The 14,977-nt window shown below is 62.9% G+C and carries 12 protein-coding genes; 5 read left to right on the top strand and 7 right to left on the bottom strand.

The window, feature by feature from the left end; translation table 11 throughout:
• Positions 1-4: 4 nt before the first annotated feature.
• Positions 5-2,686: a LuxR C-terminal-related transcriptional regulator gene (locus A0J57_RS01045; protein WP_235600745.1), complete on the bottom strand. Its 2,682-nt coding sequence runs from the start codon at positions 2,684-2,686 to the stop codon at positions 5-7.
• 215 nt (positions 2,687-2,901) lie between these two features.
• On the opposite strand from A0J57_RS01045, the gene A0J57_RS01040 reads away from it, so the two are divergent.
• From A0J57_RS01040 to A0J57_RS01030, 3 genes are read left to right on the top strand one after another with little or no spacing between them, the layout of a single operon-like run.
• On the top strand, positions 2,902-3,903 hold the full coding sequence (locus tag A0J57_RS01040) for a zinc-binding dehydrogenase (protein WP_061934142.1): 1,002 nt from the start codon (positions 2,902-2,904) through the stop codon (positions 3,901-3,903).
• Complete coding sequence (locus A0J57_RS01035; protein WP_044662265.1) at positions 3,900-4,676, top strand: SDR family oxidoreductase; 777 nt, start codon at positions 3,900-3,902, stop codon at positions 4,674-4,676. Before A0J57_RS01040 ends, A0J57_RS01035 begins: the two co-directional genes overlap by 4 nt.
• 43 nt (positions 4,677-4,719) lie before the next feature.
• On the top strand, positions 4,720-5,226 hold the full coding sequence (locus A0J57_RS01030) for a nuclear transport factor 2 family protein (RefSeq protein ID WP_044662264.1): 507 nt from the start codon (positions 4,720-4,722) through the stop codon (positions 5,224-5,226).
• A gap of 35 nt (positions 5,227-5,261) precedes the next feature.
• Here A0J57_RS01030 and A0J57_RS01025 read toward each other — a convergent pair whose 3' ends face one another.
• From A0J57_RS01025 to A0J57_RS01005, 5 genes are read right to left on the bottom strand one after another with little or no spacing between them, the layout of a single operon-like run.
• Positions 5,262-6,089: an SDR family NAD(P)-dependent oxidoreductase gene (locus tag A0J57_RS01025; protein WP_044662263.1), complete on the bottom strand. Its 828-nt coding sequence runs from the start codon at positions 6,087-6,089 to the stop codon at positions 5,262-5,264.
• Positions 6,086-6,964: a MaoC/PaaZ C-terminal domain-containing protein gene (locus A0J57_RS01020; protein ID WP_044662262.1), complete on the bottom strand. Its 879-nt coding sequence runs from the start codon at positions 6,962-6,964 to the stop codon at positions 6,086-6,088. Before A0J57_RS01020 ends, A0J57_RS01025 begins: the two co-directional genes overlap by 4 nt.
• A 23-nt stretch (positions 6,965-6,987) precedes the next feature.
• On the bottom strand, positions 6,988-8,145 hold the full coding sequence (locus A0J57_RS01015) for an acyl-CoA dehydrogenase family protein (RefSeq protein ID WP_044662261.1): 1,158 nt from the start codon (positions 8,143-8,145) through the stop codon (positions 6,988-6,990).
• On the bottom strand, positions 8,142-10,310 hold the full coding sequence (locus A0J57_RS01010) for a 3-hydroxyacyl-CoA dehydrogenase NAD-binding domain-containing protein (protein ID WP_044662260.1): 2,169 nt from the start codon (positions 10,308-10,310) through the stop codon (positions 8,142-8,144). The genes A0J57_RS01015 and A0J57_RS01010 overlap by 4 nt, the downstream gene beginning before the upstream one ends.
• Positions 10,311-10,343: 33 nt before the next feature.
• Complete coding sequence (locus A0J57_RS01005) at positions 10,344-11,546, bottom strand: acetyl-CoA C-acetyltransferase (protein WP_044662259.1); 1,203 nt, start codon at positions 11,544-11,546, stop codon at positions 10,344-10,346.
• A gap of 152 nt (positions 11,547-11,698) precedes the next feature.
• On the opposite strand from A0J57_RS01005, the gene A0J57_RS01000 reads away from it, so the two are divergent.
• Together A0J57_RS01000 and A0J57_RS00995 are read left to right on the top strand one after the other, a co-directional pair.
• Positions 11,699-13,369, top strand: coding sequence for a class I adenylate-forming enzyme family protein (locus tag A0J57_RS01000; RefSeq protein WP_044662258.1), 1,671 nt, complete (start codon positions 11,699-11,701; stop codon positions 13,367-13,369).
• Between the two features lie 41 nt (positions 13,370-13,410).
• Positions 13,411-14,193 carry an SDR family NAD(P)-dependent oxidoreductase gene (locus A0J57_RS00995; protein WP_044662257.1) on the top strand — a complete coding sequence of 261 codons (783 nt, stop codon included), beginning with the start codon at positions 13,411-13,413 and terminating at the stop codon, positions 14,191-14,193.
• Positions 14,194-14,200: 7 nt separating this feature from the next.
• Here A0J57_RS00995 and A0J57_RS00990 read toward each other — a convergent pair whose 3' ends face one another.
• Entirely contained in the window at positions 14,201-14,911 is a 711-nt protein-coding gene (locus tag A0J57_RS00990) for a GntR family transcriptional regulator (RefSeq protein WP_235600743.1), read from the bottom strand.
• Between the last annotated feature and the right edge of the window lie 66 nt (positions 14,912-14,977).

The following is a 14,977-nucleotide window of genomic DNA, read 5'->3' as shown; positions in this document are numbered from 1 at the left end:
CGCTTCAGGGCAAGATGCCGAGCTGCCGCGCCCGCAGAACCGCCTGCGGCCGACGGCGCACGCCCAGCTTGTCGTAGATTTGCTGCATATACCATTTGACGGTGCCTTCGGTCAGGCCGAGACGGTCGCCGATTTCCCGGTTGCGCAGGCCTCCGCTCACCATCGTTAAAATGTCGACTTCCCGGTTGGCGAGGCGCCCGGTCAGGCCGAAATCATCCTCCTCTTCTTCATCCGCTTCGATCTGCGGTCCCCGCCGCAGCATCGACACAAGGCGGACGGCGAAGCGATCAGCGGGCGTTTCCAGTTCCGGCCCCTGCGAATAGGCTTCGATGATGAGAGACGCGATGACTTCCCCCTCATCGACGAAGACCCGCACCCAGCCGGCCGGTTCGGCCATCTCTACGGCAGCGCGAACGGCCCTGCGCGCCTCGGACCGGTTGCCCTGAAGCACCGCGATTTCCGCCAGCAGCAATTCGAAGATCACGGCGGACCGGACCGCTCCCGCGCGTTTGACGAATTCCAGCCACCGATAGGCGACCTTGCGCGCTCGGCCCAGCCGATGGCGCTGCATCTCGATCCTGAGCCAGGCGATCGCGATATTCTCATTGCGCCGCGTCGGGTGCAGGGTGGGAATGGGTTCGCCGTCCAGTTGCGGATCGCCCGCCAGGAAATGCTGCTCCGCCTCGTCGATCTGCCCCGCCTTGATCAAAAGCCGCACCTCTTCGGCCACGATGAAGGAGCGCAGACGATCAAGCCCGCATTCGATCGCCACGAGATGGGCATCGTTAAGCGTCGAAAGCGCGCTGGGCAGATCGCCCCTTGCCGCCCGCAGGCGCGCGCTGACCAAATAGCCGGACGCCATCTGATCGGAAAATCCCCATTGCCGCACGACTGGCAGATACTGGTCCGCCAGTTCCGCCGCCTGTTCAAGGTCGCCTGCATCATAAAGAAGTTCGGCCAACGGCAACGCGGGCAGCGCGGCCAGACCGGAACCTGCGCCATGGATTTCAACAGCTAACGCGAAGGCCTCTTCCAGAAAGCGTCGCGCCAAGGGAATCTTGCCCTGCGCCATCATGGTCGGCGCGACCGAGGCCTTCAGGGCGATGGATGCGAAGGCCGAGCCGGGACGCGACAGAGCGCGGCTGGTTTCCGCCTCCAGCTTGAGCATGTCCTGAAAATGATAAAGTTCGCGCCGCGCCGACATGAGCTGCGCCAGCAAGGTGCAGCTGAGATAGGCATGGCTGTCGGCCAGTTCGGCGAGCAGCGGCTCCGAATCGGCCTCGACCCTGACCATGTCGTCTCGCGCCGCCGCAAGCATGACGAAGCGATGGCGGATCAGCAGGTCCAGTTGCTCAATTTCGTGCGCGGGCAGGGACTGGGCCTCGCGCTTCGCTTCATAGGCCTGCCGCGCAGCGGAAATCAGCCTGTCAGCCGATGAAAAGGCCAGTTGGCGGATGCGTCTCCAGGCCAGAGCCAGGAGCAGATTAGGCCGTTCGGCCAGGATCGGCCAGGGCAGTTCCGCGCCGAGTTCGTCGATGCGGTAGAGATAGCCCGAATAGGTCAGCCCCTCGGCCAAGCGATCCAACTGGTCGGCGAGAAACGCCTTGTCCCCGCTCAGCCGCGCATGTTCGATCGCCAGGGCAAGCTGGCCGGCTTCGGCAAAATATTCGCTCGCCCGTCGATGCATGACGGCAGCGCGGTCCGGTGCCCGATCGATCAGCCGGCCCAACACCATTTCGCGGAACAGCCGGTGATAGGCATAGCGGCTATGTTCCTGATCAATCGCGTTCAGAAACAAGCCTTCACGAAAGACATGGTCCAGCATCGCGCGCGCATTTTCGTCGCCGGTTACCGCGGCGCAGGCGGAAGGCGTCAATTCATCGAGGATCGAAGTGTCGACGAGGAAGCGGCGGACGTCGTCCGGTTGCAAACTTAACACTTCATCATGAAAATACTCGGCAAATTCGGGGCGCAGGCCAGTCAGCCGGAGCTTGACCGCGCTGTCGCTGGTGCGGCGATAGAGATCGCAGGCAATAACGATACCGGAAACCCAGCCTTGGGTATCGCCCACAATGTCCTGAAGGTCTCGCGAATCCACCGGCGTCCCGATTGACCGCGTGACCAGTTCCGTCGCTTCCGCCAAGGTGAAGGACAGATCGGCGACGCCCACTTCGACCAGAAATCCGAGCGCACGCATACGCGCCAGCGACAGGCCGACCGTCCCGCGTGCGGCGATGATGATCGTCAATGCGTCGCGCGCGCTCGATGATAGTTGCGCCAGGAATTCCAGAATCGGTTTCGCCAGAAGTTGCGCGTCGTCAACGATGATAACCGGCCTTACACTGCCCATCGTCGCAAGCACGGATAGCCAGCTTGCGTCAGACGCGTTACTGTCCAGTGCATCCCAGGGCATACCGGCCGCAATACCTGCGGCCTTGAGCGCCTGGAGGAATGACCGCTTGCTTTCAATGCCGGCCCTTGCCGCGAGCCACAAAACGGGGCGCCCCTGCGCCCTGAGTTCATCCGCCCAGAACAGCATTGCGGTCGTTTTTCCGCTCCCAGCCGGCGCAGACACCACGGTCATGCGCGACTGCGCCACTCTTTCCGTCAGCGCCACCAATGCAGCACGCCGGATCGGCATATGAGTCGAACGCGGCGGCAAGATAGCTGTGGGCACAACGGTCATGCTCTTCTCTCCTAGCGCGGGTGGCGCGATTCGTTTGTTATGCGAAATATATTCTGCGCGATGAATCTATAACGCAATCCCTTTTTCCTATCGGCAGATAGGTTCCCAATGAGATGGAAAAATGTCCAGCTTTCCACCCAGGAAGCCAAGGTCGTTATGCAGCCAGCGTTGCCATACAGACCGCGGCGCGAGCAGGATTTTAGGAAAGGTTGACCATGAAGGCCCTTTATCTCGAACGGATCGACGGCCCTGAATCCGTCGTGGTGGCGGAAGTCGACACGCCAGTGCCCGGTCCGGGAGAGGTGCGTGTCGCGCTGCGGGCCGCATCCATAAACCATCGCGAACTGTTCATCACCCACGGGCAATATCCCGGCATGACCGTGCCGATCACGCTGGGCTGCGATGGTGCGGGCGTCGTCGACATGATCGGCGAGGGCGTGACCGGCGTCCGCGAGGGCGATGAGGTCGTGCTGTATCCTGCACGCAACTGGGGGCCGAACCGCCACGCGCCGGCCGCCGATTTCGGCCTGCTCGGCATGCCCTTCGCCGGCACGATCGCCGAATATATCTGCGTGCCGGTCGACAATCTGGCGCCCAAGCCGGCCTTCATGAGTTTCGAGGAAGCCGGGGCCATGCCGCTGACGGCGCTGACCTCCTGGCGCGCGCTTATGTTCAAGGGACGGCTGGAAGCGGGAGAAACGCTGCTCATCAGCGGCATAGGCGGCGGCGTGGCCACGTTCGGCCTGGCCTTTGCCGTGGCCAAGGGCGCCAATGTCTATGTCACCGGCGAAAACCAGGGCGTGATCGATCGTGCCGTGGCAATGGGGGCCAAGGGCGGCCTGCTCTACACCGACCCCGACTGGCGCAAGCAGGTCGGCAAACTCACCGGCGGCATCGACGTGGTGCTGGACGGGGCGCCCTCGCCCAGCTTCGCCAATTATGTTCGCGCCGTCAATCCGGGCGCGCGGATCGTCATCTACGGGTCTACCGCCGGCAACGAGATCAAGTTCAACGCCACCGACATCTTCCTCAAGAGCGCCAGCATCGTCGGCAGCCAGGTCGGCGATCCGCAGGACTTCAAGGAAATGCTCGCCTTTGCCGAGCAACATGCAATCAAGCCGGTCATCGAGGCGACCTATCCGCTTGCCCGGGCCAAAGAGGCGCTTCTGCATCTGCGCGACCAGCACAAGTTCGGCAAAGTCGTGGTGACGATGTGAGCGATCTGTTCAGCCTGGCCGGCAAGAAGGCGCTGGTCACCGGCGGCGCGCAAGGTCTGGGCCGCATGATCGCCGAAGGTCTGCTGCGGGCTGGCGCTACAGTCGCGATCACATCCCGCAAGGCCGACATCTGCGAAGAGGCCGCCCGGGAGATGGCCACGCTGGGGTCGTGCATCCCCCTCCCCGCCGACCTGTCGACGCCCGAGGCGGCGGTCGACCTCGTCGCCCGTTATCGCGAAGCGGTCGGCGAATGCCATATATTGGTCAACAATGCGGGTAAGACCTGGGGCGGGCCGATCGACAGCTTCCCCGACAAGGCCTGGCCGGGCGTGATGGCCGTGAATGTCCAGACGCCGTTCACCATGGTCCGGGAACTGCTGCCCGAACTCGGCGCGTCCGGAACGCCCGGCGATCCGGCGCGAGTGATCAACATCGGTTCGGTCGCAGGCATGAAGACAGAGCGGCTCAGCGCGTACAGCTATGCCGCGAGCAAGGCCGCGGTCCATATGATGACACGCGATCTGGCCGGCGATTTGGCGGCGCGTAACATCACCGTCAATGCGGTCATTCCCGGCTTCTTCCCAACCAAGATGACGGCGCATATGCGGGATGAGGATCAGGTCGATCCTGCCCTGCTGGCACATATTCCGCTCCAACGTCTGGGTTCGTCGGACGATATTGCAGGCATCGTCATTTTCCTGTGTTCGCGCGCGGGCGCTTATGTCACCGGCGCACAGATCCCGGTTGACGGCGGGGTCGTTGGCTGCGGCTGAGATAAGCCCCTACCCTCGCGGCCGGTAAAGAAAGGTATTCGCCATGATGATCGACCTCGCCATGCTGGCGGACCGCCTCGCGATCGAGGAATGCCTCTATCGTTACGCCCATCTGGTAGATTCGATGCAGTTTCACCGCATTGCGGAGGAAGTGTTCACGGAAGATGGATCGATCGACTTTGGCGGCGCGCGTTCCGTGGGGCGGGAGGCCATCCATGCCCAGTGCATGGGTTATCAGGGCGCTCTAATGGGCTGTTCGCACAACATCACCAATGTGGTGATAGAGGTGAACGGCGACGAAGCCCGCGCAGCCAGCCGCGTCATGGCCTGGCAGTGGTTCGATATCCCCGGTGCCGATCCGCTGCGCCCGACGGACCTTCTGGCCGTGGGCGGCTATGAGGACAGGCTGCGGCGCACGGCCGAGGGATGGCGGATATATGAACGGCGGGGGATCAATTTCGGCACTGGCATCGGCGCCGGATCCGTACCCGATCCCATGCGTCCTATCTTTCAGGCCATGCAGGGCCGCACGCCTGGCTGGCCCGCCTGATCGAGGGCGGGCGCCAAGGCCCGCCCATCATATCGTCAGAGTTTCCAGCCCCCGCCCGCGACGATCACCTCGCCGGTGATATAATCGGCTTCGGGCAGGCAGAGCAGGTAGACGGCGCCGGCGGCTTCTTCCGGCGTGCCGGCACGGCCCAGCGGAATGCCCTTTTCCATGGCTTCCAATATTTCGTCGCTAACGCCGGCCTTGATGTCCCGGCCCTTGACGCTGATGGTCGAGCTGCCCGCCTCGCCCGCGGTCATGCGCGTCATGATGGCCCCGAAAGCCACGGCATTGACGGTGACATTATATCGCCCCCATTCCTTCATCACCGTCTTGGTGAGACCGACGATCCCCGCCTTGCCCGCCGCATAGCCCGACTGACCGGCATTGCCGCCGAGACCCGCCACGGACGATATATTGATGACTGTCCGGCGTGTGGCCCGACCATGTTCGGCGGTCTCCTTCTTCGCCGCGGCGGCGATCACCGGTTGCGCGGCGCGCAAAATGCGGAAAGGGGCATTGAGATGAACGTCGAGCATGGCCATCCACTGCTCGTCGCTCGTCTTTTGAAGCACCGAATCCCAAGCATAGCCCGCATTGTTCACGATGATGTCGATCGTGCCGAAATGCGCGACCGCCGCTCCCACGAATTTGTCGCCGAAATCGGCATCCGTCACGTCGCCCACGCACACCACGGCATGGACGCCAAGGCTTTCGATTTCACTCGCCGTCGCCTTTGCCACATCCTCGTCCAGGTCGTTCACCACGACATGGGCGCCGGCGCTTGCCAGTTTCAGCGCGATAGCCTTCCCGATGCCCCGTCCGGAGCCGGACACCAGTGCGACCTTGCCATCCAATATATTCACTTCAATATGTCCCGTTCTTTCTTGAAACCACCGACGCGGGCCTCGCCGCCATCGATGACGATGCTATTCCTGTCAGGCACGCTAGCCCGAAACGATACGGTGTCGCCCCTGCGCCAGATTTCCGCCCGAACTGTTTCGCCCGGCCAGACCGGCGCGGTAAAACGTAGCCGCATGTCGGTCAACAAAACGGGATCGCCACCGCAGCACAGATGGATCAACGCGCGACCGACCAGACCCATGGTGGCGAGGCCATGCAGTATCGGCCGATCGAAACCCGCCGCCTGCGCCGTGCCCTGATCGATATGCAGGGGGTTGCGATCGCCGGTCAGACGATAGAGCATCGCCTGATTGGAGGCCGTCGGAAGGTCAAGGCAGGCGTCCGCGGGCGCATCCGGCATGACGACCGGCGCCGGCCCGTCAAGATCACGCGGCCCACCAAAACCGCCCGCTCCTCGCAAGACCCACACTTCCTCCATCTCAGCGATCGGCCGGTCCGTCGGCGTGGTGATCACGCGTTTTGCCCGCACGAGGGCAGGCTTGCCTACCCCCTTGTCGGCGAGACCGACAATCTCGATCCGGCCGTTGACCAGTTGGCCCAGTTCGAGCGGCCGGAACAGTTTCAGCGTCTGCTCGCCATGCAGGATGCGCGGCCAGTCCCAGCCCAGTTCCGGCGCCATCGGCCAGAAGCCGGGTGTTCCCAGAACCAGCGCCATGGTCGGCAACACGGCCTGATCGCGTTCGAAGACCAGATGCCGTTCATCGATCGCGCCCAGCCCGGCGCCGACACCCAGCGCGTAGAGAATAGCGGATCGCGGATCGCAGGCATCCTGTGCTTCCGGCACCCGGAAGCCGCGCAATCGTTCGACGTCAAGCATTCGACTCATCCCCGGTTTTGCGGTCAGGACAGCTTGCGCTCGTCCAGGCCCAGTCCGCGACCGATGATTTCGCGCATGATTTCCGACGTTCCGGCGAAGATGCGGCTGATGCGGGCGTCAGTATACATGCGGCTGATGCGATATTCTTCCATATAGCCCGCGCCGCCATGAAGCTGGACGCATTCGTCCATCACCCTGCCTTCCAGCTCGCTGGTCAGAAGCTTGGCCGCCGACGCGTCCTCGGCGGTCAGCTCGCCCGCGTTGAGCAGCATCACGCACTGGTCGACATAGGTCTGAAGCGCGTCAAGTTCGGCCCGCATCGAAGCCATCTTGAACCGCGTATTCTGGAACGCGCCGATCGGCTTTCCGAAGGCCCGGCGTTCCTTCACATAGTCGAGCGTGATGTCGAAGGCGGTCTGCGCCGTCGCCATGAAGCCGATGGCCGCGACCAGCCGCTCCTGCGCCAGGAAGCGTGCGAGATATTTGAAGCCCTGGGCAGGGTCCCCCAGCACATTCTCTTTGGGCACCTTGACGTCGTTGAAGAAGAGCTCGGCCGTGTCCTGCGCCTTGAGCCCCATCTTCGCCAGCTTGCGCCCGCGTTCGAACCCTTCCATGCCGCGTTCGATGACCATAAGGCCCAGGCCGTGGCGGCTATTGGGGTCGGTCCGCGCCGCAACAACCACCAGATCGCCCAGAATGCCATTGGAAATATAGGTCTTGGCGCCGTTCAGCAGCCAATGGTCGCCCTTGTCCACCGCGCTGGTGCGCATGCCTGCCAGGTCGCTGCCGGTCGAGGGTTCGGTCATCGCAACGGCCAGGATCTTTTCGCCGCTGACGATGCCGGGCATCCACCGATCCTTCTGCTCGTCGGTTCCCAGCTTGGCGATATAGGGCGCGACCAGATCATTATGCAGATTGATGTAGAAGCCTATGTCACCGTGGCGCATATTCTCTTCGATGATGATCTGCTCGAAGCGGAAATCGTCGATCCCCGCCCCGCCATATTTCTCGTCCGCCCAGGTGCAGAGCAGGCCCTGTTCGCCCGCCTTAAGAAACAGTTCACGGTCGACCATGCCCTGTTCGCGAAAGCGTTGGGAATGGGCACCGACTTCCGTCGTCATGAATTTGACGACGGAATCGCGGAACTGCTCATGTTCCGGCTCGAAGATCAGGCGCTTCATGCCGGCATGGGCTCCTTGACCGTGGTTTCGCTCGCAGGCGTGTAGAAATCCTCACCCTTTGCCGCCTTGTCGCGCAGCCATGCGGACGGCAGGAAGCGCGGGCCATAAAGCTGCGCGAGCCGATCGGATTCCTCAACGAACTTCTTAATGCCGATCGTGTCAATGTAGCTGATCGTCCCGCCGGTCCATGCCGGGAAACCCCAGCCGTAGATCGCGCCCAGGTCGGCGTCCTGCGGGGTTTCCAGCACATTTTCCTCCAAACAACGGGCGGTTTCCATCGCCTGCGCGTAGAGATAGCGCTTCTTCAGTTCTTCGACATCCCAGCCCTGCTTGACCGGGAAATGATCGGTCAGGCCCTTCCACAGATGCTTCTTGCCGCCTTCGGGATAGTCGTAGAAGGCGCCGCCCGCCTTGCGGCTGGATCGGCCGATCTCGTCCTTCATCCGACGCATGACGGCAGTGCCGGCAGGCGGCGTATATTTGTCGCCTTCCTCCGCGATCGCCTGGTCGACGATCTTGAGCGGCAGGTCGAGCGTCAGCTCGTCCAGCAGCGCCAGCGGCCCGACCGGCATGCCGACAGCCTTGGCGGCGTTTTCGATCACCGCCGGGGGAACGCCCTCCGCCAGCATCGCCGCGCCTTCGTGGATCAGCATCTGGAACACGCGGCTGGTGTAGAAGCCACGGCTGTCGTTGACGACGATCGGCGTCTTGCGCAGCTGCGCGATGAAGTCGAGGCTCTTGGCCAGCGTTGCCTTGCTGGTCTGCTTGCCCATGATCACCTCGACCAGGCCCATACGGTCGACCGGCGAGAAGAAGTGCAGGCCGATGAACTGATCCGGGCTCCGCGATGCCTGCGCGAGCTGCGAGATCGGCAGGGTCGAGGTGTTGGACGCGAAAATGGCTTGTGCCGGCAGCACCGCTTCGGCCTTCTTCGTGGTTTCGGCCTTGATCGCCGTATCCTCGAACACCGCTTCGACCACCATGTCGCAGCCATCGAGCAGCGCGAAGTCGTCGGTCGGGGTGATGCGGGCGAGGACGGCGTCCGCCTTGTCCTGCGTCAGCTTGCCCTTTTCGACCAGCTTGCCCAGCACCTTGGCCGAATAGTCCTTGCCCTTCTGCGCGGTCGCTGTGTCGCGGTCGATCAGCACGACGTCGATATTTGCATTGGCGGAGACGAACGCGATGCCCGCGCCCATCATGCCCGCGCCCAGCACGCCCACTTTCTTCGCTTCGAACTTCGGGAAGCCTTCGGGACGACGCGCGCCTTTTTCGGCCGCCTGCTTCGAAATGAAGGTGGTACGGATGATGTTGCGCGCAACCGGATCGGTCAGCAGCCTGGCGAAATATTTACCCTCGACCGCGAGCGCCTTGTCGAAGGGCAACTGCAAGCCGTGGAACACCGAGTTCAGGATCGCGGCCGGCGCGGGTTGATTATAACCCACCTTGGCGAGACCGCCCGTATACATCATGTAGGCGGCCGAATCCTCAGGAACGGTCAGGCCCTTCTTCTGCGGCGGCGTCCAACCCTTGACGTCCCAGGGCTTGACCGGATCAGGCCCGGTCGCAAGCCACGCCTTCGCCGCGTCGATCAGCTTGTCCGCCGGGACGACCTCGTCCACGATCTTGAGCTTGAGCGCTTCCTGCGGCCCCACCGAGCGGCCCGACAGCAGCAGGTCGAGCGCGATCTTCATGCCCGCGATAATGCCCAACCGCACCGTGCCGCCCGATCCGGGCAGCAGACCGACATTGACTTCGGGCAAACCCACCTGCGCCTTGGCATCATCCACCAGGATGCGCCGGTGGCAGGCCAGCGCCAGCTCGAAACCGCCGCCCAGCGCCAGGCCGTTGATCGCCGCCACCCAAGGCTTGCCCGATTGTTCGATGGCGCGGTGCATGTCGGTGGCGCGCTTCGAAAAGGCATAGGCTTCCTGCGGCGTCAGCGTGCCGAACCCATTCACGAGCTGCTTGAGGTCCGCACCGGCCATGAACGTCTTCTTGGCGGACGTCAGGATGACGCCCTTGATGCTTTCGTCCGCGGCAATCTGCTTCGCCGCCGCTTCCATGTCAGCGATGAAAGCATCGTTGACGACGTTCATCGAGCCTTCGGCATCGAGGGTCAGGATCGCAAAGCCGTCCTCGGCCTTTTCCAGTCGCATAGTCTTCATGGGATGTCCCGCTCTATAGTTCGGTATGCGCGTTCAAACGCGCTCGATGATGGCAGCCGTGCCCAGGCCGTTGGCCGCGCACAAGGTGATGAGGCCGGTTTCCGCGTTGCGCCGCTCCAGTTCGTCCAGCACGGTGCCCAGGATCATCGCGCCGGTCGCGCCAAGCGGATGACCCATCGCGATCGCCCCGCCATTGACGTTGATCTTGTCGTCGGGAACGTTCAGCTCCCGCTGGAAGCGCATCACCACGCTGGCGAAGGCTTCGTTCAGTTCCCAGAGATCAATGTCCTTCTCGGTCATGCCGGCCGCCTTGAGCGCCTTGCGCGACACCGCCGCCGGCGCCGTCAGCATGATCGTCGGCTCAGACCCGATATTGGCATAGGACCGGATACGACCGCGCGGCTTGAGGCCGGCCTTTTCCCCAAATTCCTTCGACCCGACAAGAACCAGGCCGGCGCCGTCGACGATACCGGAGCTATTGCCGCCATGATGGACATAGTTCAGCTCTTCGATTTCTGGATATTTGGCCTTCGCGACCGCTTCGAACCCGGCCTTGCCGAACCCTTCGAAGGCGGGCTTGAGCTTGGCGAGGCTTTCCAGCGTGGTGTCGGGTCGCATATGCTCATCATGATCTAGCACCACGTCGCCCAGCACATCCTTGATCGGCACGATCGCCTTTTTGAAATAGCCGTTTTCCCAGGCATGGGCGGCCTTGCGCTGGCTCTCGACGGCGAAATTGTCGACATCCTCGCGCGTGTAGCCGTCCAGCGTCGCGATGAGGTCGGCGCCGATGCCCTGCGGCGCGTAATAATTGCTGAAGGCGACCGACGGATCGGACGTCCAGGCGCCCGAGTCATAACCCATTACCGTGCGGCTCATCGACTCGACGCCACCGCCGATGCCGGCCTGGATCATGCCCGAATGGACCTGCGCCGCGATCAGGCTGACAGCGTCCAGCCCGGTGGCGCAGAAGCGATGGATCTGCTGGCCCGCGACCGTCTGGGCATAGCCGGCCTGCAACACCGCCGCGCGCGCCAGCACGCCGCCCTGTTCACCGACGGGCTGGGCCATGCCGATGATCACATCGTCGAGCAGTCCAGTGTCGAGATCATTGCGGCTCTGGAGCGCCTTCAAAAGCTGCGTCGCCATTTCGACAGAGGTGATCTCGTGCAGCGCGCCATCGGGGCGGCCCTTCCCGCGCGGCGTCCGGACATGATCGTAGACATAGGCTTCCATCGTGAATTCCCGACCAGTGATACAAAATCTCTGCCCTTGCTCTTGGACCCGGAAGGCAAGGCTGCACCTATCCAACGAAAGGCGCAGACAGAGGCGATGGCTGCAATCTGATCATCATCGATAGCTGACCGGCATTTTAGGAGCGGACATCCGTGGTCACACCAGGCGAAGATTGCGCCCCATTCCGTATTTCTGCAACCACTCTGGGCGATCTGCTTCTCAAAGGGTGGGACAAGGCATCCGACAAGGAAGCATTGGTATTCCCGGGAGAACGCAAGACATATGACGATGTCGTACAGAGCGTCCTGAAGCGCGCGCGCGGCCTGAAGGCGCTGGGCATCCGGCGCGGCGACCATGTCGGCATCCTGTTGCCGTCCAGCATCGAATTTGTCGAAACCCTGTTCGCCAATGCGATGTGCGGGGCCGTGTCAGTGCTGATGAACGCGCGGTACAAGGCGCCCGAAATGGCCTACGTCGCGCAAAATGCCGATCTGACAGCGATCATCACCAATGATATGGTCAGTGAGCATATCGATTTCGGTCGACGGCTGGAGGAGGCTTTCCCCGACCTGCCCGATGCCGCCGACTCCTCCTCACTCACGCTTGCGGGCGCGCCTCTGCTCAAGCGGATCGTGATGCTGGGCGGCCGTTCTGTCCCCGGTTTCGTCGATCAGGCGACCTTCGACGCGGCGGTGCAGCAGGTGGAGGAAGCGGAGATTCACGCATCCCGTCTGACCGTCAGGGTCCGCGACACCGCGATGATCCTCTATACGTCAGGGACGTCGGCCAATCCCAAAGGGTGCCTGCTCAGCCACGAGGCCGTCACCCGGGAGGCATCGAATCTCGCCCGCTATCGCTGGTCGTTCCAGCCCGACGAGCGCGCTTGGTCGCCGCTGCCTTTATTCCATATCGCCGCGATGCTCTGCATGCTGGGCGCGATCGACGTGGGCGGCACCTTCATCGGCCAGCCGCATTTCGATGCCGGAGAGAGTCTGCGGCAGATCGAGGATGAACGGGTAACGATGATGTTCCTGCCCTTCGTCACTTTCCATCAGGCCATGATCACCCATCCCGACTGGGCCAAGACCGACATGTCGTCGGTGCGCCTGCAAAATAGCTGCTTCGCCTTCATGCCGGATCGCGTAGGCCAGGCCTATCGGGAGAAGGCCCCGAACATGCTCCAGGTGGGCACCATGGGCATGACCGAGGCGACCGGCATCGTCACGACCGGCGGCTATGCGATGGACCCGGAAATGGGCTTCAAGAAGCTCGGCTTCCCCCTGGCCGGCATAGAGATGAAGATCGTCGACCCCGAAACCGGTGCGGAAAAGGGCGTGGACGAACGCGGCGAAATTCTCATTCGCGGCTACAATCTGTTCGACGGCTATTACAAGGATCCTGAGAAGACGGCGCAGGCGCTGGATGCCGACGGCTGGTATCATAGCGCCGACATCGGCTCGATCGACGAACAGGGCCATGTCATGTTCCATGGCCGGTTCAAGGACATGCTGAAGGTGGGAGGAGAGAACGTCGCCGCGGCCGAGGTCGAGGCCGTATTGGCGACCCATCCGGCGGTCCGCCTGGCGCAGGTGGTCGGGCTTCCGGACGAGCGGCTGGCGGAAATCCCCGCCGCCTACATCGAACGCGAAGGCGATGTGGAGGTCGAGGCGGAGGAACTCATCGCCTATACCAGGCAGCGCCTCGCTTCCTTCAAGGTTCCGCGCCATATCCGTTTCATCGACGAATGGCCGATGTCAGCATCGAAAATCCAGAAGTTCAAGCTGCGCGGCGCGTTGATGGACGAACTGGGCCTGAAGGACTGAAACACGGCGCATCGACGCCATGAAAGTGTAGGGAGAGTGACATGCGGGTGATCATCACGGGTGCCGCAAGCGGCATCGGCAGGGCCTGCGCCGAACTTCTGGCGGCCGGGTCGATGATTCCGGGCGAACATCAAATGCTGCTCGCGGATCGCGATGCCGCCAATCTGCAGGTGGTGGCCGATGCGGTCGGCCCCGCCGCCGCGGCCTGCGTGGTCGATCTGGCCGAACCCGATTGCGGCGACCGGATTGTCGCGGCGGCGCTCGCCCACATGCACGGCATCGACGCCGTCATCAGTAATGCCGGCATCATCATGGGCGGCGCGCTGGTCGAACTGCCGATCAGCGATTTCGATCGCATCTTCGCCATCAACACCCGCTCGTCCTGGCTGCTGGGCAAGGCGGCCCATCCTCACCTCAGGGAGAGCAAGGGCGCCTTCGTCGCGACCGCGTCCATGTCGGCCACCCAGCCTACGCCCGGGCTTGGCTTTTATTCCTCCAGCAAGGCCGCCTTGCTGATGATGATACGCCAGCTCAGTATCGAATGGGGTCCGGACGGTATCCGATGCAATACGGTGTCGCCCGGCCCCACCTACACGCCGATGACCGCTGCAGGATATAAGGACCAGTCGCGACGCGACCAGCGGGAAGCCAATATTCCCCTGCGCAAACTCGGCGTGGCCGAGGATGTCGCACAGGCGATCCTGTTTCTGATCAGCCCTCATGCCGGCCACATCAGCGGTGTCGACCTGCTGGTCGATGGCGGCATGAGCAACATGCTGATGCCCGCCAGCGGCGGTGGCACCGGTCAGAACCGGCAGAGCTGACATGAGATCAAAAGGTCCGATCCGCGCCAGCCGCCCATTCGGCGTCGGTTCCGCCCCCCGCATTTTGCGGGTCGATCAGCAGCCGCGCCGTCGCCATCAAATGGTCCGTCAGCAGCGCCTCGGCGCGGTCGGCATCCCGTGCCAACGCGGCGTCGACGATCTGCGCATGTTCGTGAACCAGATTCCGGTCGCCATGGGCCAAGGGCACGGTGAGATAGCGATAGCGTTCCGACTGGGCATAGAGCCAGTCGCGCATCTTGAGCAGCCATGGACTGTCGCACGCTGCGACCAGGGCGTGGTGGAAGGCCGCATGGGCGTCCGCATAATCCTCGTTCAGACGGGCCGCCTCCCGCGGGTCGCGGGTCGGAGTCTTGCTCAACCTATGGGCTGCGCTAACGATCGAGGCTTCCCAGTCCAGGCCTCCCTTCTCGATGGCGCGCCGGAGGCATTGCCCTTCAATATCGCTGCGGACCCTGACCAGATCGGTCAGATCGCCGATCGATATCGGCGTCACCCGAAATCCCCGCGCGTCGTCCTGCGTCACAAAGCCCTCGGACGTGAGCCGCGACAGGGCTTCGCGCACCGCCCCGAGACTGAAGCCCTGCGTTTCCGTGATATCCTTGATGTTGATTTTGGCGCCGGGCACCAGCCGACAGGTCAGGAGATCGTCGCGCAATTGCCGGTAGGCGCGTTCGGTCAGGCTCAGCTTCTTGGTCATCGGAACAACTATATCAGCTCCGCCACCCATGGCAATTCAACAAGATGTATTTTATAGCTTGAAATA

The sequence above is a fragment of the Sphingobium sp. 22B genome (assembly GCF_001580035.1).
Classification (GTDB): domain Bacteria; phylum Pseudomonadota; class Alphaproteobacteria; order Sphingomonadales; family Sphingomonadaceae; genus Sphingobium; species Sphingobium fuliginis.
This window is presented reverse-complemented; position numbering and strand designations above follow the sequence as displayed.

Excerpts from the sequence above, each read along its gene's own strand:
- A0J57_RS01045 (WP_235600745.1), bottom strand. The coding sequence starts at position 2,686 with ATGACCGTTGTGCCCACAGCTATCTTGCCGCCGCGTTCGACTCATATG.
- A0J57_RS01040 (WP_061934142.1), top strand. The coding sequence starts at position 2,902 with ATGAAGGCCCTTTATCTCGAACGGATCGACGGCCCTGAATCCGTCGTG.
- A0J57_RS01030 (WP_044662264.1), top strand. The coding sequence starts at position 4,720 with ATGATGATCGACCTCGCCATGCTGGCGGACCGCCTCGCGATCGAGGAA.
- A0J57_RS01020 (WP_044662262.1), bottom strand. The coding sequence starts at position 6,964 with ATGCTTGACGTCGAACGATTGCGCGGCTTCCGGGTGCCGGAAGCACAG.
- A0J57_RS01015 (WP_044662261.1), bottom strand. The coding sequence starts at position 8,145 with ATGAAGCGCCTGATCTTCGAGCCGGAACATGAGCAGTTCCGCGATTCC.
- A0J57_RS01010 (WP_044662260.1), bottom strand. The coding sequence starts at position 10,310 with ATGAAGACTATGCGACTGGAAAAGGCCGAGGACGGCTTTGCGATCCTG.
- A0J57_RS01005 (WP_044662259.1), bottom strand. The coding sequence starts at position 11,546 with ATGGAAGCCTATGTCTACGATCATGTCCGGACGCCGCGCGGGAAGGGC.
- A0J57_RS00995 (WP_044662257.1), top strand. The coding sequence starts at position 13,411 with ATGCGGGTGATCATCACGGGTGCCGCAAGCGGCATCGGCAGGGCCTGC.
- A0J57_RS00990 (WP_235600743.1), bottom strand. The coding sequence starts at position 14,911 with ATGACCAAGAAGCTGAGCCTGACCGAACGCGCCTACCGGCAATTGCGC.